The organism is Zavarzinia compransoris (genome assembly GCF_003173055.1).
Lineage (GTDB): Bacteria > Pseudomonadota > Alphaproteobacteria > Zavarziniales > Zavarziniaceae > Zavarzinia > Zavarzinia compransoris.
The window spans coordinates 400,264-423,303 of the sequence record NZ_QGLF01000001.1; the positions used below are offsets into that span (position 1 = coordinate 400,264).

The window sequence follows — 23,040 nt, forward strand, 5'->3', positions numbered from 1 at the left end:
GTCAGGCCTGCTGGTGGTAAAGGGTTGTCACGTAGGTGTCCTGCCAGGCGACCAGCCCGGCGTGCGCGTCGATCACGATGCCCTCGGAAAACTGAATGGGCGATTGGGTAACTCCCGCCGTCTCGCCCCAGCCATAGAGAGCGGAGAGGACGGCCGCCCGCACCGGCTTCAGCTCGACAAGCGCCGAGCCTCCTCGGCCGAGGTCCGAGACATTGCGGCAGATAAGGACCACACCGAAATGCACGGTCACCTTCTGGCGGAGCCGCAGGGTATTGCCCGCCGGCTCGGCCCGCTCCGACAGCGGCGTCACGAAGGCGGCCGGCATCGCGCGCGGCTGAGCCCCGTTGAGGCTTTCGATTTCGGCCATGCCCTCGACCAGGCGCAGCGGCGGCATCGCCTGGGCGCGCAGGCGGGCGATCACGGCGTCAATCATGGGCGAGCACCGCAGTTACGGCCTCGGCTATGCGGCCCACCAGGCGCGGGCCGACACCAAGGAAGGGGCGCGCGGGAATGCGGATCTTGTAAGAGCCGATGCGGACCTTTTGGGCGTAAGCGCCGACCGCCTTGGTGCTGCGCTTCGCAAAGCGCAGCCGCGAGCCCGCGCCGTCCTTGCCGGCCCCCTTCCGCGCGAAGCGGAAGTGCACCACCCGCTCGCCGCCTGGGTGGTCGATGTCGCCGCCGAATTGGTGGACGCCGGCGTAAACGACATTGGTGCCGACCTCGACGGCCTCGCCCTCGACACGATACGTCAACGACTGATAGAGCCGCAGGCGGTGACGGAGGATGGCAGCGGCGGCGCCGCGCCGCTCCAGGGTGCGCTTGGAAAGCGGCGCCCACTTGATGCCGGCCGGATCGGCTTCCGCCTGAAAGTTATCTTGGGTGTCCGCCAGCGCCGCACCGCCCATGGCGTCGAGCAGTTCAGCCCGGGCGTCCAGCCGACCGGCCAGGCGTGTCAGTCCGGCTTGGACTTCAGCGTCGTCGAATTTGATCGAAACGCCGGTCATCTGAGCCCCTGAACGAACGCTCTCAACGCATCGCGAAAGAAGACGCGGGGCGGCGCCATCACCTTGACGCCTTGGGCCGCGGAGGCCGCCGCATCGACGCCACCGGCGGCGAGGGTCATGGCGCCCGAGGTGACCTCGCCCAGCATCTTGACGGCGTTGTCGTAGGCGCGGCGCACGTCCTCGGGCACCCCGTCGCGATACAGGTACAGACGGGCGATGTCGCAGGCCCACTTGACCACGATGGGCGGCACCGGGGTCAGCGGCACCGCGTAGCGCGAGGCTACATACGAGTTGATCAGGTCATCCGCGTCCACCAGGGCGCGGGCGACGACCCCCGTATCGATCGCGCCTGCATGAGCGTGATCGCTGAGTTGCACGATTTCGGCGGCGCCGAAGCGCGTGTTCAGGTCATCGGCGGTGGCGTAGGTCACGACAGCACCTCGGCCGCACGGTCGCCCCAGAAGGCGGCCTCTTCGAGGCGGCGCTGAGCGAGGGTCGCCTCCGCCTTGTTGGGCAAGGCGTCATAGAGATCCCAGAGATCACGCGCCAGGACGAGCGGGGCGAGAGCGATGCAGAGTTCCGGCGCCCGCCCAGGATCGGGCAGCGCCTCGGGCACGCGCTCACGGAAGGGGTTCCGCCTGATCATCGCGAGCCCTTTCCGGCCTTGCTCTTGGCCTTTTCGGGCGGGGCGGAGGTATCCTCGACCGTTTCCCCCTCCCCTTCGTGATGGCCACCCTGTTCACCGCCCGCCGCAGTGCCCGCCGCAGTGCCGACATTCGACACGGCCGCGGGCGCAGGGGTCGAGGTGGCCCCGGTATCTTGATGCGGCGCCGCCTCGGCGACACCGAGGCCGACCAGCTCATCCGCCTGCGCGCGTTCGACGAGCGCGCGAGTGCCGGGGCCGAGCTTCACCGGGGCGAGCAGGATGATTTCGATCATCGCCTGCCCCCTTACGCCGGGTTCTGGATCAGGTAACCGGAGGCGATGCCCGAAAGCACCGGCGAGCGCTCCATGGTCACGGGGTAGATCCAGGACTTCGCGTTGTTGTCGTAGTAGGGCTGCTCGACGACCGGGTGACCGTCCAGCGTGTAGGTGTAGCCGTATGAGGGCTCCTCGGCCCCGGCCGGGGAACTGGGGACATAGGCGAGCACCGCGTTGTTGCCCCAGATGTCCGCGAAGGCCCCGCCGTCGCTGACGGTGACGGCACCGCCGACGACGACCCGCGAAATGCCCCAGAGGGCCGCCAGCATTTCCGTGGTGATGCTGTCCTTGCTCACATACTTGAAGCGCTCGACCACAGCGGGGTTGTTCTTCGCGGCCGCGAAGGCGACGGCCGACAGCAGGGCGACGTTGGGGTAGGCGCCGGTGCTGGCCCGGATTGCTTCCTTGCCCGCTTCGATGTCGGCGCTGGGCGTGCCCGTGGCTGCGGACCATTTGGTGCCGGCGGACAGGGTAACCTTGTGGTTGGCGTCATAGTTCGCGGTCGCCGTGGCGATGGCCGCCTGCTCCTCTTCGAGGCTCTTCGTGACCACCTTGAGCACCATGTTCACGGCACGCGCGGCGAGATTGATGCCGGGGACCTGGGCTTCCCGCGAGTGTTCGCGCGGCACCGTCGCCTCCAGCGCGTCCTGCACCAGGGCGAAGGGCTTGCCGGCGTAGCCGAACGAGATCCGCTGGGTCGCAGCGCCCGGCGCCCGGCGCAGGTTGTAGCGCCTGAAGCTCTCCAGTCCGAATTCGATCACGCGGCCACCGGAGACTGCGACGGGGACGCGGGGGAACAGCGTCTCGCCGACATAGTCGGGATGACGGTAGCCCTGTGCATGGGTGGTCAAAATCGGATCGATGACGCGAACCTGGGCATTGCTCATTGAGGTGGTCATGGTCGGGCCTTCAGTTCGGGATCAAAATGATTTCAAGCGCTTCACCCGCGGCCGCCGCGGCAGTGCGCGTGCGCGCAACCTGCACGCCCGTGGTGGCGGTAATCGCCCGGCCGGATGCGTCGCTTTCGATCGCCGCGCCCGCAGCGACGGCGGCGCCGGCCTCGATCACGGCGGTGCCGAGCACATCGACGGCGACATCGTCGCCGATCGCGGCGGCGGTTCGGGCCACGCCGGCAACGGCGGCGCCCGCCGCCGGCACCGCGCCGGCCAGCGTCACGAAACGCTGCTTGGTCAAGGCGGCGGTCGCCTTGATGGTCAGGGTCAGGACGGGGATGGAGGTCAGGGCCATGGCCGGCTCCTCAGCGGCTCACCGCCTGCACGGCGGTGAGATAGTCGGTTTCGGGATGCTTCTGCTGGTAGGCCAATGCCCGCTGGTGGAGGGCCAGATTGGCCTTGTCCACCTGGTAGCCGGCCGGCGCCGCGAAGGCGACGGACTGGCCGCGACCATCGGCCGGGGCCGCCGCGCGCTCGCCGAACTCGACCATCGCCGGCAGCGAGGAGAGCAATTCACGGAGCGCCGCGCGGGGCGTGAGCGAGGCCCGCGCCTCGCCTTCGCCGAACTCCACGGCCGTGTCGGCATCCAGGTGCCCGAGCAGGTCGCGGGTGCGGCCAGCCAAGCCGGAGGGCAGCTTGGCCCCGGTGACCAGGCTCTCGACGAAGGCGGCATTTTCCGTGGCGGCCAGCGCGACGGCGCGCTGCCGATGAAGGTCAGCGGCTGCGTTCAAGGCGGCTTCGCGAGCGCTCAGTTCCGCCTCGCGCCGGGCCAGGTCCTCGGCGGTAAGGGTTGTCATACGCGGTTCCTCTCGCTGCGCTTCGAAAAAGGCGACCGTGACCACAGCGTCGTCATCGGCAGCCGAAAATGACGGTGTGCGCAGCCCCTTCACCGCAGGCGGCTGCGCCCCGAGAAACCCAACGTGTCGCAGGTACCAGACGCCCGGCACGGGGTTGGCCGGGCTGCGCGGGCGGTAGAAGGACGCGGACACATGCTTGAAGCGGCGCCCGTTAACCAGCTCGGCGAAGGCCGGCTCGACGTCGCGGGTGACGGCCCGCAGGAGGTCGCCCTCCACGGCAAGGCCGGCCACCCACCCATAGGCCGGGTCATCGCTGGCCGGGTGGCCAACGACAAGCGGCGCGTCATGCGTCGCGGGATCGTAGGCAGCGACGGTCGCGGCGAGATCGGCCGCGCTGAAGGTCAGCGCCTCGCCGCTCGCCGCGATGTGACGGCCCGTCCGGAAAATGTCGATCGTGCTCATGGGCCCATTTTCGGGCGCGGGGCCCGCGGGCATCAGGACGGCTGGAGACGCCCCGACAATGCGTCGATGCCGCCCCATGATCCCCCCACGGGCCGCCATCGCGGCACCGCGCCCGCCGACCGGCGTCTTACGGCCCCGGCAACCCCGGTTGAACGATTTTTGAGAGGGGGTAAGGACGTCCCGCGCCCCAATGGGGCGGGCAAGGCGAATTGACGCTCTACGGCGCGCTATTGCGGCCAGGCGGGCGCTGGGCCATAGTGAGGATGTGGCCGCCGTGGCAACCGGGAAATCGCACGTCCGGTTGGGTCAGCCCGCCCTGGCAGCGGGACACTCTTACGGGGATGGTGGCGTACCCCCTCGACGGTCACAACAACCTTCCTGAAATCAGGTCGTAAAACTGACTGTCCGCCAGCCGGGAAACCTCGACCAGCCCGGCCGTTCGGACCGAATTTGTGACGATCGTTTCTTTGCGGCCCCCGGGCGGGCGGACCTTATCGGCGTAGTCGATGCGGACAACGATCTTCCCCAGACGGGTATCCCCCGGCACGTCGAAAACGTAAAGCAGGGCGGGATCACGCTTGTCCCAGAGGATCGCCGTCGCCCGCGACAGGGTTTCCGGCAGCCGGCGGATGGCATCCATCGGCGCAGCTGTGCCCGCCCCTGCCTTGACGTCGCGGACGATGTGCCCAATCGCGGCTTGGTGGGCGGTGATCGCGCCGCTCGCCGGTTGACGGCCCTGCGCGGCGAGGAAATCAAGGACTTCGTCGTCAAGGGCGTGGACGGTAAAGATTGATCTCGCGACCGGCCCCTTGGCAGCGATCGCATCCACCCATCCCGAGAACTCATCGGCTAACGGCTTGGTAAGCCAATCCGGATCACGCATCGCCGCCGCAGTCAGGCGCGGTGGCGCATCGATCAGCTTGTCCGCGGCGGCGGCGGCATGGGCGCCGGCCTTGCCCGGGTTGTAAGCCCAGCCGGGGTCAATCCCGGCCGGCACTTGGGTGACCTCGCCCGTTCGGCGATTGAGATATTGCCGCGGGGTGTCCGGCGGTGGCTTTTTCGCCCGCTCGCCGAGGCGTCGATAATCAGCCTCCGAAAGGCTTTGCAGCGTGCAGCGGCAGTTCCAGCCGCAAGGCGGCGCCCAAGTATCCCAGATCGGATCATCGACGAGGGCGCACATGTTATGGCGCGCGGCGTGTTCAGCCCGGGTGTTGCCGTCCATCACCGCGACATAGCGCAACCAGGGCCGGGCCCGCTTTGTGCGCTCGAACTGGGCCCAATGCCCAGCCGCATAGGATACCCGCATATTGACTTCGAAGATCGTCCTCAAGCGCCGGGTCGACCCCAACTGAGCGCTGACCAGCTGGCCAGTCTCAGGGTCCATCACGTCCCGGCGCCCCCACCACCCTTTGTCCTCCAGCACAGGGCGGATGCGGCGCGACCACGCTTCTATCGTTTCGCCGTTGCCGAGGGCAGAGACGAGCGAGCTATGGAGGTCCTTGAGGATGTCAAAGCCGGCGGATTTCGCGACGGTCCACGCGCGGGCGTGCTCTTCCTGCCATACATCCAGGTAGGAGAATGATGGATGAAGGCGCTTGCCCCGTGCCTCAATGGCTGCGATAGCTTCCTGCAGCGGCAGCGGCGTGAGCGTAATCGACACTGTGTCACCCGCCGCTCAAGGGATCATCAACTTCGCCGGCAAGGCGAGCGGCGAACGACGCCCTGGCGAGGGCTTCGGCCAGCGCCGATATCCCCATGCGGCCGAAAACCTCCGACAGGATGGCAGTGGCATCCTCTTCCGTTTTGGCGCTGGCCAACTGCTTTTCGAGGCCGTCGACGAGGCCGGCGACCAAGGGTTCCCACCCATCTTCCGCCAGGAGCTTCGAAACCGCCTCGTCAATCGCATCGCTGCGCTCGGCAAAGGCCGGCCCCTCGCGTGCAGGTGCACTCGCACGCACGGGCGCACCTGCACCTGCACCTGCACCTGCACCCGCGCGAAGGTCTGCGCCCGGCGGGACCTTCTTCCACGCCCCGCCGTAAGTGCCCCGGACATAGTCTTCATCCGGCTCGAAGCCCCAGGACCTGATGATGCTGTCGCGTTCCGCAAGGACCTTAAGGTCTTGCCCGTCTGGCTTCTTCCGCCAGAGGCGCGGCGCCGAAGCGCCCGGCATGTTGACACGCACAATCCAGGGCAACAGCGTCGTGTTCAGAACGTCCGAAAGCAGATCCGCATCGGCGTCGGTCAGCTCTTCCCGAACTTCGTTGTGCGTCTGTGAGGCCGCGCGGCTGCCGGTGCCGACGACGCTGGTCGACAGCGTCTCACCAAGTACGGCTTCGGAAATCTGCTCGTCCATATAGCGGCAGAGCTTTTCATAGCTGTCGATCGAGCCCGAGCGCATCGCTTCGAGCAGCCGGATCGCCATGCCCTGCGGCATGATGATCCCTGTCTCCTGGCTGAGCGCCCCCAGCGCCGCCAGCATTTTGTCTTGCTCGGCTTCGCTGGCGTTGGGCGGGTATTCGCCGATCACCGTGGGGGCCGCAAAGCGCTCCACGAAGGTGAGCCAAAAGGCTATGCCTTGTCGTTTGAAGTAGACTGGCCAGAACAGCGTGGCCCCCAGGCCGAGCCCATAGGGGTCTTCCACTTCATCGCCGCCGAAGACGGCGACGATGAACTTGAAGGGGGGAAGAGCCTCCCCGTCGACGGGCTCCTCAACCGTCAGCAGCCGAAGGGCGCCGTCGGCGCCGAAGACAAAGCGCCGGCTGCCTCTTTTGAACGCCGCGATGGGGATTATTCTGGTTACGCCGATCACGGCCTCTCCCCACACGACCTCCGCCACGCTATACCCCAGCAGGAGCCCATGGAGCAGGCCAAGGCAGAGGCGGTCGAACGCCAGGCGCTTCAACACAGCCTCGCACAGGTCCTTGGCGGCGGCGTCGACAGGCGCCTCCGAAGCCGCCTCCAACTCCCACTCCCGCGCGATGACAGCCATCCGGCGCTTGCGCAGCACCGCCATGGTATGCGGGTCCCGGTGCAGATCCTCATAGAGCTTGAGGCCGAGACCGCCGCCTTGCTGGATCAGCGTCTCGTCGCGGGGCCGCAAGACGAAGCCGGCCAGGGGCGCGGTGACGTCGCGGGCGATCGTCGCGATTTCACGGCGGAGGTCGGCTTGCTTAACTTCTGAAACCATTGTCAGCGCCTCCAAAAGCCATCCCGGGGCGGTCCCGCAAATCTCGAAACACGGTTGAAATGCCGCCGGACGCCCGTGCCCCGGAACTCAATCGGCGCCCCGCCGTCGCTTGCCGCGGCGATCGCCAGGAACAGCGCCCAGGCCCGGTCGGCGTGACTTTTCGCGTCGCGCCCCGTGATCAAGCGCGGCGCCCCCGTCGCGCCGACCTGGCGCTTGATCATGCGGATCTGAGCTCGCAGGTCCGGGTCATCCCCCAGCCTGACCAGGCGCTCCTCAAATGCCCGGCGCGCGGCGAGGGCGACCGACATCGGGCGGTCGCCGGACATCAACACACCCTCAACCCGATGTTGGCCATAGCGTGCCTTGGCATCCTCGACCGGCTTTTCGCCCATGCCGGTCTGGTCCATAGCAACCCGCAGCGGCCTATAACGGCGGACAAGGTCGTCAAGGGTTTCATCGTGGACAGCAAACGGCTGGTTGAGCAGGATCACCTCCTCACGCTGCCACATGACATCGCCCACCATTTCAATGGCATCGGCCACCCAGCCGTCATGCCGCCGCGCGATGTCATTACCGATAAAGGTCCGGCCGCCCTGGTAGAGATCAGGCCGGCCCGCGTCGGGATGGGTGGCGGCGCTGATCAGGACCGGATCGATCCAGCACCCCGCCGACTGCGAGGGGATGCAGAACAGCTCTTCGTCAGCGGCCTCGCCATACTCGGCGATAAGGCCAGCACGCCATTCGTCCTCGGCCGCCTGCGACCAGGCTCTCCCCTGGGTCAAGCAGATCCTGCGATACAGGCCAGCCCGCAGTGCATCGTCTAGGGTTACCCTAACAAGGGCGTATGGCTTTCTGCCCGTCCGGGCTTCCTCCACCAGGCGGTTGTATGGGTTATCCACCCCGTTATGCGTGCTGATGACGAGGATCTTGCCGCCCCACATGCGCAGCGCGAGCGCAGCCTTCATCACCTCGTCCAAACTGTCGTGGAATGCGGCCTCGTCGATGATCACATAGCCCTGCCGCCCCCGGAGGCCACGCGGGTTGGACGACAACGCAATGATCTCGTAACCCGACGCGAAACGGATGCGGAACGCCATGACATCCTTGTCGCCATCGCCATCGAAAAGGAATTCTTCGACCGCCGAGGCCGCGCGGTCGAAGAGCTTCGCCCACTGCGCGCAGGTATCGATGAATTCCCGCGTCATCTCCTTTTCATAGGCGAGATAGAAGACATCCATCCCGCCCGCACCCTTCGCACTCGCGGCCATGAGTACGGCGTCGGCGGCGATTGCCCAGGTGAAGCCTACCCGGCGGCTTTTTTCGCAGATCGTGACGCCGTTGAGCGCCGTCGTTGAGAGCAGGCCTTGCTGGTACGACAACAGCAACGGCTCGTCGCCGAGCCCCGCGGCCAGCTCTCGCGACGGCGCCATGATCATCTGGCGATCCCCAGGAACTCCGCCTTCATCTCTGCCTTGACCTCGGCAGAGAGCCCGCGCCGGGCCGCCACCCGGTCGACAGCCTCGGCCGCCTCGCGCTTGGCTTTCTCGATCGCGCGGCTTTCGATCTTCATCACGCGCTCAGCGTCTCTCGACGCGGCGGAAGACAGTTGGTTGACGGCGGTGGAAAGTGCCTGAACTTCCTTGGGCTCGAAGGCGGCCCCTTCGCCAGGTCCGGCGTTGGCGGTCCGCGAAATCAGTGCCTGAAGGACTTCGACATTGGCCCGCAGGGCTTTGCTCTCGACCTCGTCGCCGAATACCGACGCAATGGCTTCCGCCATCGCACGATGGCGGCGGATGTCCTCTAACACCGCGTCGATTTCCTTGGTGTGGCGCCCAAGGGCGGAACGCGAAATGTGATCGACGCCCAGCTTGCGGAGGTGCGCCAAGATCTCGTCAATCTGGTGCCCCTCGCGCCGAAGCCGCCCGATTTCCTCGCGGATTTCGGACGGCAGGCGGTCGATGGTGGAGGCCCGGCTCATCCTCACCCCTTCGGGCTGGGACGCTTCACGCCCGGGTGAGAGGCGCGACCGCTGGCAACGTCGACGCCGCGCTGCGTCAAGGTCGCCAGCGTCAGCCCGCCGATTTCTTCGGTGCGGAGGAGGCCCTGTTCGGCCAGCCACACGATCTGCCCGCGGATCTGATCACGTGTGGCCATGATCGCATAGGCGGCGACGGCATCCGCCAGAATGCTTTCGTTCGCCGCCCGCTCGGGCAGCCCTTCGAGCACCCGCAGCAGCGTCACGCGGAGGTGAGCGGTCCAGGCCTGGGCAATCTCCTGCATCTCAATCACCGCCTCGCCGCGTCGGAAAAGATTGTCTCATGGCGCGTGACCGACGCTTCAACCCGCTCCATGATCTGCATGGCACCGGCCAGTTGCGCCCCCTGGACCCTGATCTCGCCGGTTACACGCTCGAGCCCGAGGGCCAGTTCCGTCAGTTGCTGGCGGCTGGGGATGGTTTCGAATTTCTGGGCGAGCAAGTCGAACTTGGCATCGCCCCGGGTCAGGCGCTCGGATTGCGCCGTCGCGCGCTCGCCGATCGCCTTCGCCGCGTCCAGAAATTCCGAACGCGAGACGAACTGGCTGCGGAGCCATAGGAAGGCCACGCCGAACAGGGCTACACTGACCAACTGGATCGGTCCCGACCAGCGCGACAGAATATCCATGAACTCCATTGTCAACGCCTCCGCTCCGCGACCTGCTGACACGAAATGCAGCGAGTTACGCCGACTTCGACCAGCGCCTGTCGGCGCGCGTCTTCGATACGGTCGCCGCAGTCATGGCAGAATTCGAGACATGGCGGTCGGAACCGACCGCCATGCCCGGCGAGCACATCGCCGCGCGCCCTCTCGGCGTGCGCCTGCGCCTCGTCTCCCGCGTCCATGATCAGCCGCCCTTGAGCAGGTCGGTCAGATCGCGCGGGTCGGCCATGTCGGCCACCCGGGCACGAACGAATGCATCCAGGCTTTCCCCGGCGAGGCCGAAGCGGCGAAGGCTGTCGGGGACGCGGGACACCAGATAGCTCCCGGCCCGCGCCACCAGTTCGGAATTCACGTCGACCTTGGCACCGCCCTTGATCAAGGCGCTGACCTGCTCGCGCGCAAGCGCGAGGGCCGAAAACGTGGCGCCGTCGATCGCCGCCCGGACCTTGGCGTCACCGTCGAGGTCGAGCCACTTCGTCACCTTGTTCAGCGTTCGCATGACCAGGGCCGAAATCGCGATGCCGATGCCGGCAAGGATGGGGTCGACGAGCGGCGCGACCAGGGGGCCGAGGTCGAGGGTGGCAGCCGTCGCCGGCAACGGGACTGCCGCCGCGGCCATGAAGATGAAGGTGAGGAACGGGAAGGATTTCAAAATGCACCTCTCACGCATAGGCACGGTTGAGCCAGCCCGCGAGGTATTTCGCGGAGGCGGGACGCTGGATGACGAGGCCGCGGTAAAACCCTGCGGCCTCGGCCCGGATGGCCGGCAGGAAATCGAGGTTGGACAGCCGGCTCAGCACGGCCCGGCTTTTGGCGCCGAGCTGGCCATCGTCGGTCAGCCGGTATTCCGGCCCCATGGCCCGCGCGGCACGCTGCACGATCTTGTGCGCTTGGGTCGCCCCCATGTTGACCGACAGATCCAGGAGCTTGGTGGCGATGCTGAGATGCAGCGAGGCGTAATCGTATCGATTCCACCAGTGGAGCCAGTAGACATAAGCAGCGTCATCCCGGCTCATGCGCCGGATGTCGTCGGCATCGACATCGCCATCGCGGTCGATGTCGAGATCGAGGCGACCGTCTCCATCCAGGTCACCGGCGGCCCGGGCGAAGCGCAGGCTCACGCCGAAATTCGTGATGCCCCCGGGGTCGACCGGGTCATTGACGAGCCCGCCCTCGTGGCGCAGCAGGAAATCGACGGCCGATCGAAACCGGCCGTCGTCAAGGTGAGGCCTCGCGGCCGGGGAGGAGGGAATGCTCGTCGTCATGGCCGCCCCATTTTGCGCAACGGGGCGGCCTGCTATCAGGCCGGGCGGAGACGCCCCGGCCTTTCCTATTCTTCGTCACCGAACAGGGGCAAGGGCCCCGGCCGGCGGAGAGAAACCCGGGCCCGCGGCCGCGCAAAGCGATGACCGCACCAGGGGCAGCCGCGCCGATTGTCGCAGGTGGATGGCGCCCCCAGCTCGGCCTGACCAGGGGTAACCGTTTCCCTGATCGCGGCCACGAAGCGCTCGACCGTGCGGCGATCAATCCCGGTATCGCGCGCGATCGCCGCGATGGACAGGCCCTGGAGATAGGCGTTGGCAATCGCCAGCTGGCGGCGCTGATGGGCGGCATTGGGGATCGATAGCCGGCCGGCGCGGCTGTCGGCCCGGAGGATGGAAAGCACAACCCGGGCCGGCCGCTTGCCCAGGAGCGCGAAGAGCGGATGATCGTCGGGCGGCTCCGCCGGTACGTGCCGCCGGCCCGACCAATGAGCGGCGACCTTCAACGCCGCCTCGAAAGAGACTGCGCGGGCGATCGCTTCCAAGATGCCGGGCAGGAACGACGGCGGCGGGTTATGCCAGTCCATGACCAGGACCTCCTGCTTTTCGGTAGACCACCGAGGTGACGCCGAACGCCTCGTGCAAATGACGATCAAAGCGGGCCTTGATCTGGTCCAGCGCGAACGCCTTGGGGGCAACGACCGTCAACTGACGGGCGGCGGCGTCAACCGACATCTCGACCCCCTCGAACCAGGCCACGATGGACGATTGCTCGATGCCGGCCGCGAGCAGGCGCCCACCTGTCGGGTCGATGCCCTCCGGCGCTGCCGCCGGTGCAGGCGCAGCATGCTCCTCCGCATAATCAGCGAACCGCTCCTGATGCAGCCAGGTCGCCGCCAGGGGGAAGAACTTCCGGGGCATGTCTTCGGCCTTCACTTGCGCCGCGAACAGGCCTGCTGCCCTGATCAGGAATTCCGGATCGGCGCCGCGCGCCACGGCCTTGGCGAAGCCGTCCTCGGCCGAACGGCGGAGCGGCTGCACCCGCTTCGGAAACACCTTCCAGAACCTCGCGAAGGGCTCTTCAAGACGGGCCGGCAACTTCTTCATCATACCCGCTTCTCCTTATGGGCGCGGATCAGATCGCCCTGCCGCCTGATAACCTCGCGAGTTTCAAAGGCCGCGCTCGCCGGTCTCCCCCCGGCATCGGGAGGTTGGACACCCATCGCCATGAGCTTTGCTGCCTGCGCCTGGACGAGCAGCGCATCCGCTTCCGCCGCCGTGACGCCGGGCTTCAGCCGCAGGCCCTCCCGGCGACACCATGATCGCAGCGCGTCAATGACGGGGGAGGTCTCGGCTGCCGACCACCAGTCGATGGCGTCAACGCCGACCTGGCGCTTGATGAATTTGGCGAGCGCGGCTTCCGCCGGGCTTTCCGTCGCCCCCAGCCACCAGAGCGTCATCCACAAGGCCGCAGCCTTCGCCTGATGGGGGCTGCGCTCACGAGCCGTCGCCCTGGTCTTCACCGCCTGGCCGACCCCCGTCACCCATTCCACCAGCCGGACCAGCTGCGGGTTGGTTAGGTCAGCGGCGGAGGATCTGCCGGGTGCTATCCGGCCAATCGCACTACGATAGTCATCGTCCTCGATCCCGCGCTTGGATTTCTCGACGTGGATCTTGGATAGCAGGGCCCGGCGGGGGTCGGACTTCTTCGGGATCATCGACATCATGCCGCCTCATTGCATTTCGGTCAGCGCCGCACTATTGGCGTACTGGCGGTAGATTTCCGCCAGCTTTCGGTAACGCTCTCGATCTCGCCGCTGCGCCTCGTCGCGCGGGTCTCGTGCGATCGCCTCATGCCATGCGGCGTGCCAACGAAAATAGTCGGCGCCGTTGATCGGGTACGGATTGGCGGTCACCGGCACGCCGCGCCGGGCGCAGGCCGCTGCATCGAACAGCTCCGGCGGCACCATCATGCGAAATCCACACACAGCGATGCCGCGGTGCCCATCCCGCCCACCGCCAGGCGGGGCGGGGATCGCAACCGGCCAAGCTCTCTCGCCAGCGTGAGCGGGTCGACATCCTCGAAGCGCCCCTCGACCTCCGAGGGCAAGGGCCAGCCGTCATGATCGCGCCAAGGCCGGCGCAGCCCCAGCGTCCGGATGCGCGCGTCAATCGATGCCCTCGACCGATCAAGCGTTTCCGCAATAATCTCAAGCGGCACACCCTCGGCGAGATCATCCGCCAGCAGACCGTCGTCCTCGGGTCGCCACAGTGACCCGTGACCGCCACCGCTACCCCTCACCGGCAAGGCGTCCAGCACCCGGCGGAACCGCCGGGCCGACCCCTGCGCGGAAGCGATGACGACGCCAAAACGGCCAAGCCGTTGCAGGCACCCGTAAGCCGTGGCCTTCGGAGCCGGCGCGCCCGCTATGCACTCGGCGGCGGGCCACCAGCGATCAACCGGCTGGGCCAGGACCCAGGAACAGACACGCGCCCAACTCGACGTCATGACACACGCCCTTTCACCGTGGCCTCGGCCACGTCATTGACGATTTCGATCACGCGGGGCCACGGCACCGCATCGGTTTCACGAAGGCGCACAAGCAGGCGGCGGAACGCTTCCTCGGCTTCCGCGGGGTCGCTCACCATCGACATCGCCGAAGCCTCGACGGCAAGCCGAGCCGTGAGGCGCCGCAACTCGCCCAGTTCGTCCAGGAGGCGCGCCCCGCGCCGGCCGTGGAAATAGCCGGCGGAATGGCCCGCCTTGGCTTCCCAAAGGGCCAGGACCGAAAGAAAGCGCAGGGCGCCATCGGCAAGCGGGCTGGGGCGCGCCATGGCCTAGCCCTCCATGCCCAGGGCGCGCATATAGATCTCCAGGGTTTCATTGCGTTCGCGCCTGACGCCGCCGTCTTCGCGGCGCAGGCGGATGACCTGGCGGACGATGGTCGGGTCGAGCCCCTGGGCCTTTGCCTCCTTGTAGACCTCCCGCTTGTCGTCGTTCAGCGCATCGATCTCGCCATCGAGACGCTCAATGCGCGCGACCATCTGCCGAAGGCTCTCACCGAGACCGAAGCTCGCGTCGGGCGGCGGGTTATTGTGCCCCCTCGGCGGCGCCCCGACTAACGGAGCCGGGTAATCTTTCAGGTCAAACTTAATTGCCATTGGGTCTCTCCACATAAGGCCGTCCCTCGGCCTCCAATTGGGCCAGGCGGACGGCGATCTCATCCAGATGCGGGCCGAGCAGTGCCGGCTCGGCGCGGACCATGCCGAGCCAATGGTCCCGCACCTTGCCGATCGCCCTGGACAGGCTCATGCGGGCTTCCGCTGGCTTGCCGAGCATCGCCACCGCATCAGCTGGCCGCCCGCCACCCGCCACCACCGCATTCACCTGCTCGATCGCCAGCCGCTCGGCGACATCGCCGAGGGCCTCGGACCGCAGCAACAGCCGGCGGTCGATCTCGCTAAGATGGGGACGATGGCACGGCACGGGCGGCATGGGTTACACGTCAGTAATAGCGAGGGGCACGCCCTCATAGCGGCCGCCCGGCTGTCGGCGATAGAAGCGGAAATACTCCCGCGACATCGCCGGCCGGATCGCATCGCCGATGGCATCCATCGCCCGCGCCCAAAGCGGGTGATCGATCTCGATCCGGCGCAGCGCGAGGATACGGTTCTGGTCGATCTTGCCCGCCTTGTTGACCGAGAAGGTCTCCATCACGATCCGGCGCAGGCCCTCGTCCGCGCCGGCCGAGACTTCGTCGAGGTATTGATCGAGCAACGCCTTGGCGGTCTCCAATTCCGGCCCGAAGGTGATGGTTTCACCGATCGCCAGCTCGACCTTCAACGAGCCGTCAAAGCTCTTGAGGGTCACGTTCCCCTTCTTCCCGCCCCGCTTGGCGCCGTACTTCTCCGCCAGCAGGTCCAGGTGGGCCGAGACCTCTGCCGTCGCATGCGCGCGAAACTGCGCGATCTCCTCCGAGAGGCCCAGCGCGAGCGTCATCAGCGCCCGCACCACGCCATCCTCGATCAGATGCTCGGGCTTGATCGAGGAGACGGAGACAAGGCGCCCCTGGGCGTCTTCCATCCGATCCATATCATCGGTGTTCAATTCCAGATCCTCCGAAGGGTTGTTGAGAGACGCTTGAAGAAGCCCCGGCGGCGCGGCGCCGGGGCCGTGATCGCGCCAGAAAGCGCAAGGCGGGTAAGGTCTGCCGTCATGCCGTCCCCGCTGCCGGCAAGGGGTGAGCCGCCGCCTCCGCGCAAGCCTCGCGCATGGTGACGCCCAGCAGGTCCACGCAGGTGTCCTGGGTCTGGCTCGGGACGTTTTCGGCGACCGCATGCCCGAGGATCGTGGCATAGCAGTGCAACTGCTCACCGACGGTCAGCACGGTATCGGCGGGCAGCGCAGCCAGGGCTTCGGCAAAGGCCTGGTTCATAGCCCTGTATAGCGTGAGCATTTCGAGCTTCCGGCGAACCCCGTCAGCACTCACGGTCACGATGCGCACCCCGAAGACATCGACCGCCGGCCCGCCTGGAAATCGGCAATCGCGATGACATTTCCGGTCGCGGCGGGCGCGGCCTCGACCGACAGCGCCCGCATGATGTCCGGATGCAGCGGGATCGCCTCCATCAGCAGGAGCTGCTGATAGGCATCCAGCAGGCGCGAGCGGAACAGGTCGACATCGCCCTTGTCCATGCCGAGGCAAGCACGCGAGGGGTGGGCCGGCGACAGATAGGCGATCAGGCCGGCGAGCTTGTCAGAGACCATGGGCGTCTTCCTTCTTGGGCTTGGCGGAGGGGCATGCCCCGCAGATGCGGGCACGATTGGCAGCCATGAGGCTGGCGGTGGATGGCGGTGCGTCCTGGGTCTCCAGGCATCGCCGCGCGGGGATTTCCATCCCGTACAGGGGGCAGGTCACCGACGTGGTGATCAGCAGCAGGCGCACCCGCGCCTCCACCTTCGCCATCGCGCCGGGATAATTCCGCCGCAGCACCGCGTGCACGACGGCGTTGGAATAGTTGATGGCGGCCGCCACCTCTTTCTGCGGGCGCTTGTCGCAGGCAGCGGCAAGCGCGGCGATCCAGTCGGGCATGTCGGCGCCCCAATGGGCACGGGCGACCTCTGTCGTCACGGCGCCACCTGTTCCGGGTTCATCGGCCGCGTCGCGCCCGTATTGCGGTCGAAGAACTCTTTCCGGGCGTCACGCTGAACGGGCGCCAGGGGGCCCGTGTCGTCGATCAGCAGGAACCGCGATTGCCGCCCCTTGGACCGCAGCCGCGTCAGGTATCCCGCCCGCGCCAGCGCGAAGACGTAATCCTTGACGTTCTCCACCTGCTCCGGCCCGACGAGGGCGACCAGGTCATTGATCGCGAATTTCCGTTCGGCCCGGATCGCCCGCCAGATCTTGTCCCGCCCGCTCGGCGCCCGCCGGGTGCGCGGCTTCTCCTGGGTCAGGCGGCCTCGCGGGCCGCTGATGATCGCCACCCCGGCCACGGCCGCCGCCTGCCCTTCGGGCGTCGCCGCCCAGCAGCCGCGCTCGCGCCGTTGCAGCATGCCGCGCTCGACAAGAGCCCGGCAGGCATGCCGGATGCTGTCGGCGGCAAGCCCCGTGACGGCCTCCAACTCGCCCGCGGTGAAGCAGGCATCGCCGGGCAGCGCGGAAAGCACGGCCATCTGCGCTGTCGCCACCCCGCTCATGCCGTCCTCACGATGATGGCGCGGCCCGTGGAGCGCTCGTTGATGATCGGCTGCCCGTCCAGGTCCTGCACGGTCACGGCACGGCCGCCCAGGCGCTTTCCGGCCCGCTCAATGGTTGCGATGCCTTCAAGGATCTCGCACGAGAACCCCGCCGAAACGCGGTGGAGTAGGCGGACCAGGGCTTCGTCCACCGGCACCTCGCAACGGCCCTGAACCAGGGCGCGGCAGTCGTCCAGCGGCAGGCTCTCGAACTCGCAGTATTTCGCCACCCGGCGCGCGACCTGCGGGAACCGCGTCAGCGCCTGTTTCACCCGGCCCATGCCCACCATGATCATCGGCACTTCGGTCAGGTCGGTCAGGTCGCGCAGCGTCTCCAGGATCTTGCTGTCCTTCGAGACATGGTCGATCTCGTCGATCACGATGCCCCAGGTCGCCCCCGATGCCCGCGCCTCCGTCATGCGCAGGCCGATGGCCTTCACCGCCTGCCCGAACATCCTCTCGAAGCTGTGCTCCGGCATCACCCTCAGCTCGCCCAGCAGCTCCCGCAGGAACCACCCGCCCGACCACTTGCGCTTGGCCCGGATATAGACGCAGCCGTTCTGCACCGACCACCACTTCGCCGTGGCGCTCTTGCCCTGGCCGGGTTCGCCCTCGACCACCATCAGGCACGCCTCGTCGGCACCACGCCGCTCAAGCGCGTCCACCGCGTCGAGGAAACGCGCTGTGTTACTGGTCTGTATGAATGCTGGTTTCATATCAACCTACCTGCCCTTGATGAGATGTCGCGGCCCCAAGGAGGACCGATTTGAGGTGCGCGGGATCGATGCCGCCGGCCTCAAGCCTTTGCTGCACGGTGCGGCGCCTTACCTGTTCCAGCAGGTAGTCCGCATCCGTGCCGGTGATCTGTTCGGGGTGGGCCAGCAGCCATGCCGCCATTTCAAAGTCGGTCCCGAAGGCCGGCCGGACAGGCGCCGCCGCGCGAACCGGCGCGGCCTCGGGCACCGCCTCGACCAGGACCAGCGGCGCCACCTCGCGCGGCTCGATCGGCGCCATCGGCATGGCGGTCTCGGCGACGATTTCGAGGGCCGGCCGGTTCGCCCCTTCCGCCTCGTCCAGGGCCCGCTGCTTGCGGCCGACCTGGTTCTTGTGCCGCTGATCATGAGCCCGATCGACAACCGAGCGCGGCTTGAAGGAGACCTCGTTGCCGCCCCACGCCGCTTCGCAGATCAGGCGGCCTTCAAGCGTGTAGACCCACACCTTGGAGGCATCGTGGATGTCGTACCCGACGAGCACGTCTTCGCCGTGCCAGGGCTCCAGATCGAACGAGAAATACTTGTTCGTAAACAGGTCGATTTCGCAGCGTCGGACATTGCGCTGGATCTGCGGCCGGAACATCTGATCGACGTCCTCGCCTTCCAGCGTGTCGGGGATCCACCCCGCCGCCAGCCACCGCGACCACGCCTCGTTCGGGCTTTCGTGGCGCCGCTTCCCCGTCGCCGGATCAATGATCTTCGGCAGGCTGGAATGCGGCCGATCGTTATAGGCGTCTGCCGTGGCGGCGCACCACGCCACGAAATCGGGCCAGGGCATCAATCGGGGGCTGCCGCCGGTTTCCTTGATGTCGGCTTCGATTGCCCGATCATTCCTCTGCCGCGCCTCCGTATCCATATCCACGCCGACATAGGTGGCGAGGCGCCGGGCGGCGCGGATCCAGATGGATTGGTGGGCGCGCTCGATCACGCCGCCAGCCTGGGCCCGATAGGGTAGCCGGTTCGTTTGGGTTACATCGAAACGGGCAAGCAGCCCGTCGAGGATCGCATTGTTGAAGCCCTTGCCATTGTCGACATACCAGATGTCCGGCACGCCCGAGGTCGTAAAGGCATGCCGCAAAGCACCGATGGTGCCCCATGTCGCCTCGGCCAGCGCCACCGACCAACCGGTCAGGCGCCGGGTCACCACGTCGATCGTGCCGGTGATTTCTGGACGGAATTGCTTCCCGGTCAGCGGGTGCGCGACTTGGGCATCGAAAGTATGGCCGTCCGTCACGTAAACAGCGGTGGGCCACAGCTCATCCGTGGTCCGGCGGACGAATGCCTTCATCTGGCGCAGCGCCCTCGGCCCCATGCGCCGCCTAGCGCGCTCCACCGCCGGCAGGGCCGCGATCGCCGCATGCACCGTGCGCAGCGCCGGCAGGGTAACCCCCGGTTCCAGGCGCTGCATCGTCTCGTAACTCTCCGCGACGCTCGGCTTGGACGGGATTGCATAGAAATCCAGGAACCGCGACAGCCATTCCGGCGGCATCACCTGCTCATTCGCCGCCGGCTTCGGCGCCAGCACCAGGGGATTGCGCCCCGCCGCCTCATAGGCATCGCGCCAGCGCCGCAGCGTCCCCGCCGAGAGCGCCCGCGCGAGCCCCTTGCGGGCATTCGCCGCCGTCACGGCCTGCATCAAGGCCGGCGACAAGGCGCCATCCGCCGCCGCCTCGGCCAGCGACTTGTAAGCCGCCATCAACCCGCCGATCCGGGCCAGCGCCTCCACCTCATGAACCAGGCGCACCCGTGCCAGCATGGCGTCCCGCTGCCATGACTTGAGGTCGGCATCGCGCTTGGCAGGCGCCGCCGGGGCAGGCGTCGCGATGACCTCCGCTCGCCGCTCGGACGCCAGGGCGCGGCGGCGCAACTCCTCGCGAGCGGCAGCCGGCAAAGCCGAGACGTGATATTCCCGCCCGCCCCCAAGGTCACTTCTCTCCTTTGCAGCCCATTGGTTTTGTTTTGCATATTTGCGGATGCCTCGATCGGTCGACGGAAGGCCAGGGAGGGCGAGAGCGGCAATCTCAGTTACCGAAAGCCATTCCTTCATGACCGGCCTCCCCGAGCGAGTTGCGCGGCGGCCCGCTCCAATTCCCGCACCCGGGCGGCCGCCTGCTGCTGCTCGACCTTGGCAAGAGCCAGCTCCCCCAGCACCGCCTGCTGTCCGGGGATGGCCTTGTGCCCGCTCGCCTCGGCCAGCAATTCCAGCAGCCTGTAATCCTGCGCGATCATGCAGATCACCGGGATCCGGCTGGCCGGAAGCTGCCAATCTTCGGCCGACTGTGCACACCACCTGTCCAGCATGTTCTTGCTGACCTCGCGCGCCCCCGGCTGCCGCCGGTTCATCTCCGCCGCGAAAGCATGGCGATCCAGCCCCAGCCGCACCTTCGCCCCCGCCAGCGTATCCGCCAGCATCTCGCGGATCTGACCGTCCAGATCCACCAATGAAACCGCAGGCGGCGCAAACAGCACGATCTGCGCCGGGCTGCACACGGTGGGGGAGGATGGGCGGCGCCGGGTCATGAGCACGCCCTTATGACATTCGTCATCGCGACGAACGCCGCCCCGAACGAGAACGCTGCACAGAAGATGGCCAGCAGGACGAGCCCGACCGCCAATGCATCAAGCAGAAACAGGAGCGTCCGGGTCATGCCACCACCTCGACCGGGAAGTGGCCTCGCAGGTTACGGCAGGGCTGGGGACGGATATTCGACAGGGCACGAACCGGGCCGACGCCACCTGCGGGGGGCCGGGGGGGAAGGTCGCAGGTGACACCGGCCCGGCCGCCCTCTACCATCGACAGTTGCAACAGCGAGTCGATGGGGGAAGCCGTGAACGGCAGAGTGATCAGGCATGAAGAGGCTGCGGCGATGCTCGGAGAGTATGTGCAACGCCGGATCTGGCCCTTACTCGATCGCATGAATGTCGAGCTGGACATGACACTTGAACTGGCAGTGGACGGCCTATGCGCGACCCTGGCCGATGATCTGGAGGCCGACATTGCGTGGGTGCCGGAAAAGCTGCTGCGATCCTTCTGCACCCGCGTGGGCTTCTTCATGGCCGCGATCTCGCCGGACCAGGTCATCGGGACCCTCCCGGCTGGCTCGACCGATGAATATGTTCTTCGAGCAGTGCTTGGAACTCAGGTGAGGCAAACCCGTATCCCTTTGCCAGAGCCTCCTTCATCGCCCCGTGAAACGCATTGACGTCGATGGCCCGTACCATCTCGAACCGAGGCACAGGCAGATCCAGCCAGACGCGATCCCAATCGGTGCTCATTTCGCACCCCGCTTGGCATTCAACCGGGCGATAGCGGCGTCAATCGCTGCCTGCCCGTCGCCAGTCACGATGATGCGGAGGTCTTTCAGCGCATGGCGCTCGGCATAATCGAGCATTTCCTCGTGCACATCGGCCCGCGAATAGGCGCCATACTGCGGCGCCCAAACGCCGTCCTCGCGCACCGCCAGGGTGTAGTAACGCTGCGTCATCGGTCAGTCCCCCTGCACGTCGCAGACGAAACCCGCGCCGTCGTCGACGACCTGGGCGCGGGGAATCCCAGAGTTCGCGAGCGCATGGCGCAGGGCGGCAGTGACGCGGCCCGGATCTTCTTCCACCAGCCCAATGGCTTTGCGCAGGTCGGCGGCGGCGTTTAAATGCCAGTGCGTCGGCGCGTGGACCAGGGCAGGGTGACGCTCAAGACAATCGACAGCAGCCCACCCTGCACGAACAAGGATCGACAGGGCGCCAAGGCGCCCGTCATCGGCGGTCTTGGCCAGCCGCCTGACTAACTCGTGCAGATGCGCGGCGTCTTCCTCGGCCGCGAGGCTTTCCACCTTCCCGACCAGGTCGGCGGCGGCCTCTTCGATCTCGTAAAGCGCGGCATGGATCTCCGCGACGATGTCATCCGTCGGCTTGTTCATGCCGCACCAGCCGCATTCTTGAGGGGCCTCGGGATGCCGTGCGGCCAGTCTAGATCGGTCGGCCAGTGGTCGGAAAACCACTGAACGATGGCGTCACGTCGCCGGATGGTCAGTCCGTCGGCGCCGGCCCTGAGGCGCGGCAGCAGCGCTCCATTGCGCGCTGCATAGAGACTGACCGATGAAAGGGCCAGATTCCGGGCGCTGGCGTAGGCTTCCGCCAGTGCCAGCAATGATGCGATGTCGGGATTGGTATTCATGCCAATATGATGACTGGCATAGATGCCAATATCAAGCCCACTGTTGCGGCAGGTGTAAAATTTTGGCAGAAATGCCAAATGGACACGGACGCCGTATTGGCCGTCGTTAAGGCCCGCCTGAAAGAGTTGGGGATGTCGGCCAAGGATGCGTCCTTGAAGGCCGTGGGCAATGACGCGCTAATCGCTAATATGGGGCGACGGCGCTACGGATCGCCAACACTGGAAAACCTGATGGCTCTGGCTCGGGCGCTGGATCTGGAATTGTATTTCGGCCCTCCACGAAGGGCGGACATGCTCGAACCGCCCCCAGCGATCGACACGCGGGTTGGGGGGCAAGATTTCAACCTGATCGCCCGCTACAATGTCAACGTGTCGGCCGGGCCTGGCCTTGTGCCGGTGTCTGAAACGGAAGATGGCCACCTCGCATTCAGCAAGACGTGGTTGCGCGACAACGGTATCAATCCGGCCCGCGCCGGCATCGTCCGCGTGCAGGGGGATAGCATGGCCCCCACCATCCCCGATGGTGCACTGGTTCTCGTTCACGGTGCCGAGGATCAGGTTCAGCATTCCGGCATCTACGCCTTCAGCCGCGCAGGTCATTCCTACGTAAAAAGACTGACCCCCCTCGGCCGTGGCGCCGACGGTCGCATGGTCGGCTTGGCCATTGTCTCCGACAATCCTTCTACCCAGCCCGAGGTTTTGATAGGCGCGGCACTGAATGAACTGCGCATCGTCGGCCGCGTCCGCTGTGCCATGATTAGCCTCTAAATGGCCGGAAATTCAGTTCCGACTTTTCCATTGCGCACCGCCGCCCGCCATTCCAGAAACTGATTTATTTTCAATGGGTTACGATAAGTCGGAACGCGCGGGCGAAGTCGGAACCGGAGTTCCGACTTTGTCGCTGGAACTCGGAACTCGCATTTTGACGGCTTCCAAGCGTGAAAGGCGGGCCCCATTTATCTCGGGAGAGACTTGGCAAAAGGCCAGGGAATGGCGGAAATACAGGCTAT

General features: G+C 66.7%; 39 protein-coding genes. 2 read left to right on the forward strand and 37 right to left on the reverse strand.

Translation table 11 applies throughout. The features are described 5' to 3' along the window. Position 1: 1 nt before the first annotated feature. The 34 genes from DKG75_RS01955 to DKG75_RS23670 all read right to left on the reverse strand — a co-directional run bounded on the left by DKG75_RS01955 (position 2) and on the right by DKG75_RS23670 (position 20,504). Positions 2-433: a phage tail terminator protein gene (locus DKG75_RS01955; protein ID WP_133636888.1), complete on the reverse strand. Its 432-nt coding sequence runs from the start codon at positions 431-433 to the stop codon at positions 2-4. Continuing rightward, positions 426-1,004, reverse strand: a complete 579-nt coding sequence (locus DKG75_RS01960) for a phage virion morphogenesis protein (protein WP_109919389.1) — start codon at positions 1,002-1,004, stop codon at positions 426-428. The genes DKG75_RS01955 and DKG75_RS01960 overlap by 8 nt, the downstream gene beginning before the upstream one ends. Beyond that, positions 1,001-1,435 (reverse strand): gp436 family protein, encoded by a 435-nt coding sequence (locus DKG75_RS01965; protein WP_166646427.1) that lies wholly within the window; start codon positions 1,433-1,435, stop codon positions 1,001-1,003. Before DKG75_RS01965 ends, DKG75_RS01960 begins: the two co-directional genes overlap by 4 nt. Beyond that, the gene (locus DKG75_RS01970; protein ID WP_109919391.1) at positions 1,432-1,650 is read right to left on the reverse strand and encodes an Acb2/Tad1 domain-containing protein; all 219 of its coding nucleotides are present in this window, start codon (positions 1,648-1,650) and stop codon (positions 1,432-1,434) included. Before DKG75_RS01970 ends, DKG75_RS01965 begins: the two co-directional genes overlap by 4 nt. Then, entirely contained in the window at positions 1,647-1,943 is a 297-nt protein-coding gene (locus DKG75_RS01975; RefSeq protein WP_109919392.1) for a hypothetical protein, read from the reverse strand. The genes DKG75_RS01970 and DKG75_RS01975 overlap by 4 nt, the downstream gene beginning before the upstream one ends. 11 nt (positions 1,944-1,954) lie before the next feature. Further along, the gene (locus tag DKG75_RS01980) at positions 1,955-2,884 is read right to left on the reverse strand and encodes a major capsid protein (protein WP_109919393.1); all 930 of its coding nucleotides are present in this window, start codon (positions 2,882-2,884) and stop codon (positions 1,955-1,957) included. 10 nt (positions 2,885-2,894) lie between these two features. Beyond that, positions 2,895-3,233 (reverse strand): capsid cement protein, encoded by a 339-nt coding sequence (locus DKG75_RS01985; protein WP_109919394.1) that lies wholly within the window; start codon positions 3,231-3,233, stop codon positions 2,895-2,897. A 10-nt stretch (positions 3,234-3,243) separates the two neighbouring features. After that, positions 3,244-4,197, reverse strand: a complete 954-nt coding sequence (locus DKG75_RS01990; RefSeq protein WP_109919395.1) for a peptidase — start codon at positions 4,195-4,197, stop codon at positions 3,244-3,246. 364 nt (positions 4,198-4,561) lie between these two features. Beyond that, positions 4,562-5,857 (reverse strand): phage head morphogenesis protein, encoded by a 1,296-nt coding sequence (locus DKG75_RS01995; protein ID WP_109919396.1) that lies wholly within the window; start codon positions 5,855-5,857, stop codon positions 4,562-4,564. A gap of 4 nt (positions 5,858-5,861) precedes the next feature. Continuing rightward, a complete protein-coding gene (locus DKG75_RS02000; RefSeq protein WP_109919397.1) occupies positions 5,862-7,385 on the reverse strand; it encodes a DUF935 domain-containing protein in 1,524 nt (507 codons plus the stop codon). Positions 7,386-7,387: 2 nt separating this feature from the next. Then, positions 7,388-8,821, reverse strand: coding sequence for a phage terminase large subunit family protein (locus DKG75_RS02005; RefSeq protein WP_109919398.1), 1,434 nt, complete (start codon positions 8,819-8,821; stop codon positions 7,388-7,390). Further along, positions 8,818-9,363 (reverse strand): phage protein Gp27 family protein, encoded by a 546-nt coding sequence (locus DKG75_RS02010; RefSeq protein WP_109919399.1) that lies wholly within the window; start codon positions 9,361-9,363, stop codon positions 8,818-8,820. Before DKG75_RS02010 ends, DKG75_RS02005 begins: the two co-directional genes overlap by 4 nt. A 2-nt stretch (positions 9,364-9,365) precedes the next feature. Next, positions 9,366-9,665 carry a VpaChn25_0724 family phage protein gene (locus DKG75_RS02015; protein ID WP_109919400.1) on the reverse strand — a complete coding sequence of 100 codons (300 nt, stop codon included), beginning with the start codon at positions 9,663-9,665 and terminating at the stop codon, positions 9,366-9,368. 5 nt (positions 9,666-9,670) lie between these two features. Further along, positions 9,671-10,057 (reverse strand): hypothetical protein, encoded by a 387-nt coding sequence (locus DKG75_RS02020; RefSeq protein WP_109919401.1) that lies wholly within the window; start codon positions 10,055-10,057, stop codon positions 9,671-9,673. Positions 10,058-10,059: 2 nt separating this feature from the next. Continuing rightward, positions 10,060-10,266, reverse strand: coding sequence for a TraR/DksA C4-type zinc finger protein (locus DKG75_RS23845; RefSeq protein WP_109919402.1), 207 nt, complete (start codon positions 10,264-10,266; stop codon positions 10,060-10,062). A gap of 2 nt (positions 10,267-10,268) precedes the next feature. Next, the gene (locus DKG75_RS02030) at positions 10,269-10,736 is read right to left on the reverse strand and encodes a hypothetical protein (RefSeq protein WP_109919403.1); all 468 of its coding nucleotides are present in this window, start codon (positions 10,734-10,736) and stop codon (positions 10,269-10,271) included. Positions 10,737-10,746: 10 nt separating this feature from the next. Continuing rightward, positions 10,747-11,349, reverse strand: a complete 603-nt coding sequence (locus tag DKG75_RS02035; protein ID WP_109919404.1) for a glycoside hydrolase family 108 protein — start codon at positions 11,347-11,349, stop codon at positions 10,747-10,749. A 65-nt stretch (positions 11,350-11,414) separates the two neighbouring features. Continuing rightward, entirely contained in the window at positions 11,415-11,933 is a 519-nt protein-coding gene (locus DKG75_RS02040; RefSeq protein ID WP_109919405.1) for a helix-turn-helix domain-containing protein, read from the reverse strand. After that, positions 11,920-12,456, reverse strand: a complete 537-nt coding sequence (locus tag DKG75_RS02045; protein WP_109919406.1) for a hypothetical protein — start codon at positions 12,454-12,456, stop codon at positions 11,920-11,922. The genes DKG75_RS02040 and DKG75_RS02045 overlap by 14 nt, the downstream gene beginning before the upstream one ends. Then, on the reverse strand, positions 12,453-13,073 hold the full coding sequence (locus DKG75_RS02050; protein ID WP_109919407.1) for a regulatory protein GemA: 621 nt from the start codon (positions 13,071-13,073) through the stop codon (positions 12,453-12,455). The genes DKG75_RS02045 and DKG75_RS02050 overlap by 4 nt, the downstream gene beginning before the upstream one ends. Positions 13,074-13,079: 6 nt before the next feature. Continuing rightward, the gene (locus DKG75_RS02055; protein WP_109919408.1) at positions 13,080-13,319 is read right to left on the reverse strand and encodes a hypothetical protein; all 240 of its coding nucleotides are present in this window, start codon (positions 13,317-13,319) and stop codon (positions 13,080-13,082) included. Next, entirely contained in the window at positions 13,316-13,855 is a 540-nt protein-coding gene (locus DKG75_RS02060) for a hypothetical protein (protein WP_109919409.1), read from the reverse strand. The genes DKG75_RS02055 and DKG75_RS02060 overlap by 4 nt, the downstream gene beginning before the upstream one ends. Continuing rightward, positions 13,852-14,181 (reverse strand): hypothetical protein, encoded by a 330-nt coding sequence (locus tag DKG75_RS02065; protein WP_109919410.1) that lies wholly within the window; start codon positions 14,179-14,181, stop codon positions 13,852-13,854. The genes DKG75_RS02060 and DKG75_RS02065 overlap by 4 nt, the downstream gene beginning before the upstream one ends. Positions 14,182-14,184: 3 nt before the next feature. Then, complete coding sequence (locus tag DKG75_RS23665) at positions 14,185-14,571, reverse strand: DUF2312 domain-containing protein (RefSeq protein ID WP_342352178.1); 387 nt, start codon at positions 14,569-14,571, stop codon at positions 14,185-14,187. Continuing rightward, a complete protein-coding gene (locus DKG75_RS02075; protein ID WP_133636884.1) occupies positions 14,498-14,842 on the reverse strand; it encodes a hypothetical protein in 345 nt (114 codons plus the stop codon). Before DKG75_RS02075 ends, DKG75_RS23665 begins: the two co-directional genes overlap by 74 nt. A 3-nt stretch (positions 14,843-14,845) precedes the next feature. Next, positions 14,846-15,430, reverse strand: coding sequence for a DUF3164 family protein (locus tag DKG75_RS02080; RefSeq protein WP_166646426.1), 585 nt, complete (start codon positions 15,428-15,430; stop codon positions 14,846-14,848). Between the two features lie 130 nt (positions 15,431-15,560). Beyond that, entirely contained in the window at positions 15,561-15,842 is a 282-nt protein-coding gene (locus DKG75_RS22870; RefSeq protein WP_170131900.1) for a hypothetical protein, read from the reverse strand. Beyond that, the gene (locus tag DKG75_RS02085) at positions 15,839-16,114 is read right to left on the reverse strand and encodes a hypothetical protein (protein ID WP_109919414.1); all 276 of its coding nucleotides are present in this window, start codon (positions 16,112-16,114) and stop codon (positions 15,839-15,841) included. The genes DKG75_RS22870 and DKG75_RS02085 overlap by 4 nt, the downstream gene beginning before the upstream one ends. Then, positions 16,104-16,439, reverse strand: a complete 336-nt coding sequence (locus DKG75_RS02090; RefSeq protein WP_133636882.1) for a hypothetical protein — start codon at positions 16,437-16,439, stop codon at positions 16,104-16,106. The genes DKG75_RS02085 and DKG75_RS02090 overlap by 11 nt, the downstream gene beginning before the upstream one ends. 35 nt (positions 16,440-16,474) lie before the next feature. Beyond that, the gene (locus tag DKG75_RS02095; protein ID WP_133636880.1) at positions 16,475-17,044 is read right to left on the reverse strand and encodes a helix-turn-helix transcriptional regulator; all 570 of its coding nucleotides are present in this window, start codon (positions 17,042-17,044) and stop codon (positions 16,475-16,477) included. Next, on the reverse strand, positions 17,041-17,799 hold the full coding sequence (locus tag DKG75_RS02100) for an AAA family ATPase (protein ID WP_109919417.1): 759 nt from the start codon (positions 17,797-17,799) through the stop codon (positions 17,041-17,043). The genes DKG75_RS02095 and DKG75_RS02100 overlap by 4 nt, the downstream gene beginning before the upstream one ends. A gap of 1 nt (position 17,800) precedes the next feature. Continuing rightward, a complete protein-coding gene (locus DKG75_RS02105) occupies positions 17,801-19,903 on the reverse strand; it encodes a Mu transposase C-terminal domain-containing protein (RefSeq protein WP_109919418.1) in 2,103 nt (700 codons plus the stop codon). Beyond that, positions 19,900-20,376, reverse strand: a complete 477-nt coding sequence (locus DKG75_RS02110; RefSeq protein ID WP_109919419.1) for a hypothetical protein — start codon at positions 20,374-20,376, stop codon at positions 19,900-19,902. Before DKG75_RS02110 ends, DKG75_RS02105 begins: the two co-directional genes overlap by 4 nt. Beyond that, entirely contained in the window at positions 20,373-20,504 is a 132-nt protein-coding gene (locus DKG75_RS23670; RefSeq protein WP_279573919.1) for a hypothetical protein, read from the reverse strand. Before DKG75_RS23670 ends, DKG75_RS02110 begins: the two co-directional genes overlap by 4 nt. Before the next feature lie 180 nt (positions 20,505-20,684). Between DKG75_RS23670 and DKG75_RS02115 the strand changes: the two genes are divergently transcribed. Next, entirely contained in the window at positions 20,685-21,059 is a 375-nt protein-coding gene (locus tag DKG75_RS02115; protein ID WP_133636878.1) for a hypothetical protein, read from the forward strand. Between the two features lie 69 nt (positions 21,060-21,128). Here DKG75_RS02115 and DKG75_RS02120 read toward each other — a convergent pair whose 3' ends face one another. The 3 genes from DKG75_RS02120 to DKG75_RS22620 are packed head-to-tail and all read right to left on the reverse strand — an operon-like array spanning position 21,129 to position 22,108. Continuing rightward, the gene (locus DKG75_RS02120; protein ID WP_109919421.1) at positions 21,129-21,341 is read right to left on the reverse strand and encodes a hypothetical protein; all 213 of its coding nucleotides are present in this window, start codon (positions 21,339-21,341) and stop codon (positions 21,129-21,131) included. Positions 21,342-21,344: 3 nt separating this feature from the next. After that, positions 21,345-21,773 (reverse strand): hypothetical protein, encoded by a 429-nt coding sequence (locus tag DKG75_RS02125; RefSeq protein WP_109919422.1) that lies wholly within the window; start codon positions 21,771-21,773, stop codon positions 21,345-21,347. Then, the gene (locus tag DKG75_RS22620) at positions 21,770-22,108 is read right to left on the reverse strand and encodes a hypothetical protein (protein ID WP_166646424.1); all 339 of its coding nucleotides are present in this window, start codon (positions 22,106-22,108) and stop codon (positions 21,770-21,772) included. Before DKG75_RS22620 ends, DKG75_RS02125 begins: the two co-directional genes overlap by 4 nt. Here DKG75_RS22620 and DKG75_RS02130 point away from each other — a divergent pair, their 5' ends adjacent. After that, positions 22,109-22,798 (forward strand): S24 family peptidase, encoded by a 690-nt coding sequence (locus DKG75_RS02130; RefSeq protein WP_166646423.1) that lies wholly within the window; start codon positions 22,109-22,111, stop codon positions 22,796-22,798. It begins immediately after the preceding gene. Positions 22,799-23,040: the final 242 nt, after the last annotated feature.

Coding starts and splice junctions, on each gene's coding strand:
- DKG75_RS01955 (WP_133636888.1), bottom strand. CDS start 433: ATGATTGACGCCGTGATCGCCCGCCTGCGCGCCCAGGCGATGCCGCCG.
- DKG75_RS01960 (WP_109919389.1), bottom strand. CDS start 1,004: ATGACCGGCGTTTCGATCAAATTCGACGACGCTGAAGTCCAAGCCGGA.
- DKG75_RS01970 (WP_109919391.1), bottom strand. CDS start 1,650: ATGATCAGGCGGAACCCCTTCCGTGAGCGCGTGCCCGAGGCGCTGCCC.
- DKG75_RS01975 (WP_109919392.1), bottom strand. CDS start 1,943: ATGATCGAAATCATCCTGCTCGCCCCGGTGAAGCTCGGCCCCGGCACT.
- DKG75_RS01980 (WP_109919393.1), bottom strand. CDS start 2,884: ATGACCACCTCAATGAGCAATGCCCAGGTTCGCGTCATCGATCCGATT.
- DKG75_RS01985 (WP_109919394.1), bottom strand. CDS start 3,233: ATGGCCCTGACCTCCATCCCCGTCCTGACCCTGACCATCAAGGCGACC.
- DKG75_RS01990 (WP_109919395.1), bottom strand. CDS start 4,197: ATGAGCACGATCGACATTTTCCGGACGGGCCGTCACATCGCGGCGAGC.
- DKG75_RS02000 (WP_109919397.1), bottom strand. CDS start 7,385: ATGGTTTCAGAAGTTAAGCAAGCCGACCTCCGCCGTGAAATCGCGACG.
- DKG75_RS02005 (WP_109919398.1), bottom strand. CDS start 8,821: ATGATCATGGCGCCGTCGCGAGAGCTGGCCGCGGGGCTCGGCGACGAG.
- DKG75_RS02010 (WP_109919399.1), bottom strand. CDS start 9,363: ATGAGCCGGGCCTCCACCATCGACCGCCTGCCGTCCGAAATCCGCGAG.
- DKG75_RS02015 (WP_109919400.1), bottom strand. CDS start 9,665: ATGCAGGAGATTGCCCAGGCCTGGACCGCTCACCTCCGCGTGACGCTG.
- DKG75_RS02020 (WP_109919401.1), bottom strand. CDS start 10,057: ATGGAGTTCATGGATATTCTGTCGCGCTGGTCGGGACCGATCCAGTTG.
- DKG75_RS23845 (WP_109919402.1), bottom strand. CDS start 10,266: ATGGACGCGGGAGACGAGGCGCAGGCGCACGCCGAGAGGGCGCGCGGC.
- DKG75_RS02035 (WP_109919404.1), bottom strand. CDS start 11,349: ATGACGACGAGCATTCCCTCCTCCCCGGCCGCGAGGCCTCACCTTGAC.
- DKG75_RS02040 (WP_109919405.1), bottom strand. CDS start 11,933: ATGGACTGGCATAACCCGCCGCCGTCGTTCCTGCCCGGCATCTTGGAA.
- DKG75_RS02045 (WP_109919406.1), bottom strand. CDS start 12,456: ATGATGAAGAAGTTGCCGGCCCGTCTTGAAGAGCCCTTCGCGAGGTTC.
- DKG75_RS02050 (WP_109919407.1), bottom strand. CDS start 13,073: ATGATGTCGATGATCCCGAAGAAGTCCGACCCCCGCCGGGCCCTGCTA.
- DKG75_RS02055 (WP_109919408.1), bottom strand. CDS start 13,319: ATGATGGTGCCGCCGGAGCTGTTCGATGCAGCGGCCTGCGCCCGGCGC.
- DKG75_RS02060 (WP_109919409.1), bottom strand. CDS start 13,855: ATGACGTCGAGTTGGGCGCGTGTCTGTTCCTGGGTCCTGGCCCAGCCG.
- DKG75_RS02065 (WP_109919410.1), bottom strand. CDS start 14,181: ATGGCGCGCCCCAGCCCGCTTGCCGATGGCGCCCTGCGCTTTCTTTCG.
- DKG75_RS23665 (WP_342352178.1), bottom strand. CDS start 14,571: ATGAGATCGCCGTCCGCCTGGCCCAATTGGAGGCCGAGGGACGGCCTT.
- DKG75_RS02075 (WP_133636884.1), bottom strand. CDS start 14,842: ATGCCGCCCGTGCCGTGCCATCGTCCCCATCTTAGCGAGATCGACCGC.
- DKG75_RS02080 (WP_166646426.1), bottom strand. CDS start 15,430: ATGGAAGACGCCCAGGGGCGCCTTGTCTCCGTCTCCTCGATCAAGCCC.
- DKG75_RS02085 (WP_109919414.1), bottom strand. CDS start 16,114: ATGGTCTCTGACAAGCTCGCCGGCCTGATCGCCTATCTGTCGCCGGCC.
- DKG75_RS02090 (WP_133636882.1), bottom strand. CDS start 16,439: ATGCCCGACTGGATCGCCGCGCTTGCCGCTGCCTGCGACAAGCGCCCG.
- DKG75_RS02095 (WP_133636880.1), bottom strand. CDS start 17,044: ATGAGCGGGGTGGCGACAGCGCAGATGGCCGTGCTTTCCGCGCTGCCC.
- DKG75_RS02100 (WP_109919417.1), bottom strand. CDS start 17,799: ATGAAACCAGCATTCATACAGACCAGTAACACAGCGCGTTTCCTCGAC.
- DKG75_RS02105 (WP_109919418.1), bottom strand. CDS start 19,903: ATGAAGGAATGGCTTTCGGTAACTGAGATTGCCGCTCTCGCCCTCCCT.
- DKG75_RS02110 (WP_109919419.1), bottom strand. CDS start 20,376: ATGACCCGGCGCCGCCCATCCTCCCCCACCGTGTGCAGCCCGGCGCAG.
- DKG75_RS23670 (WP_279573919.1), bottom strand. CDS start 20,504: ATGACCCGGACGCTCCTGTTTCTGCTTGATGCATTGGCGGTCGGGCTC.
- DKG75_RS02120 (WP_109919421.1), bottom strand. CDS start 21,341: ATGACGCAGCGTTACTACACCCTGGCGGTGCGCGAGGACGGCGTTTGG.
- DKG75_RS02125 (WP_109919422.1), bottom strand. CDS start 21,773: ATGAACAAGCCGACGGATGACATCGTCGCGGAGATCCATGCCGCGCTT.
- DKG75_RS02130 (WP_166646423.1), top strand. CDS start 22,109: ATGGACACGGACGCCGTATTGGCCGTCGTTAAGGCCCGCCTGAAAGAG.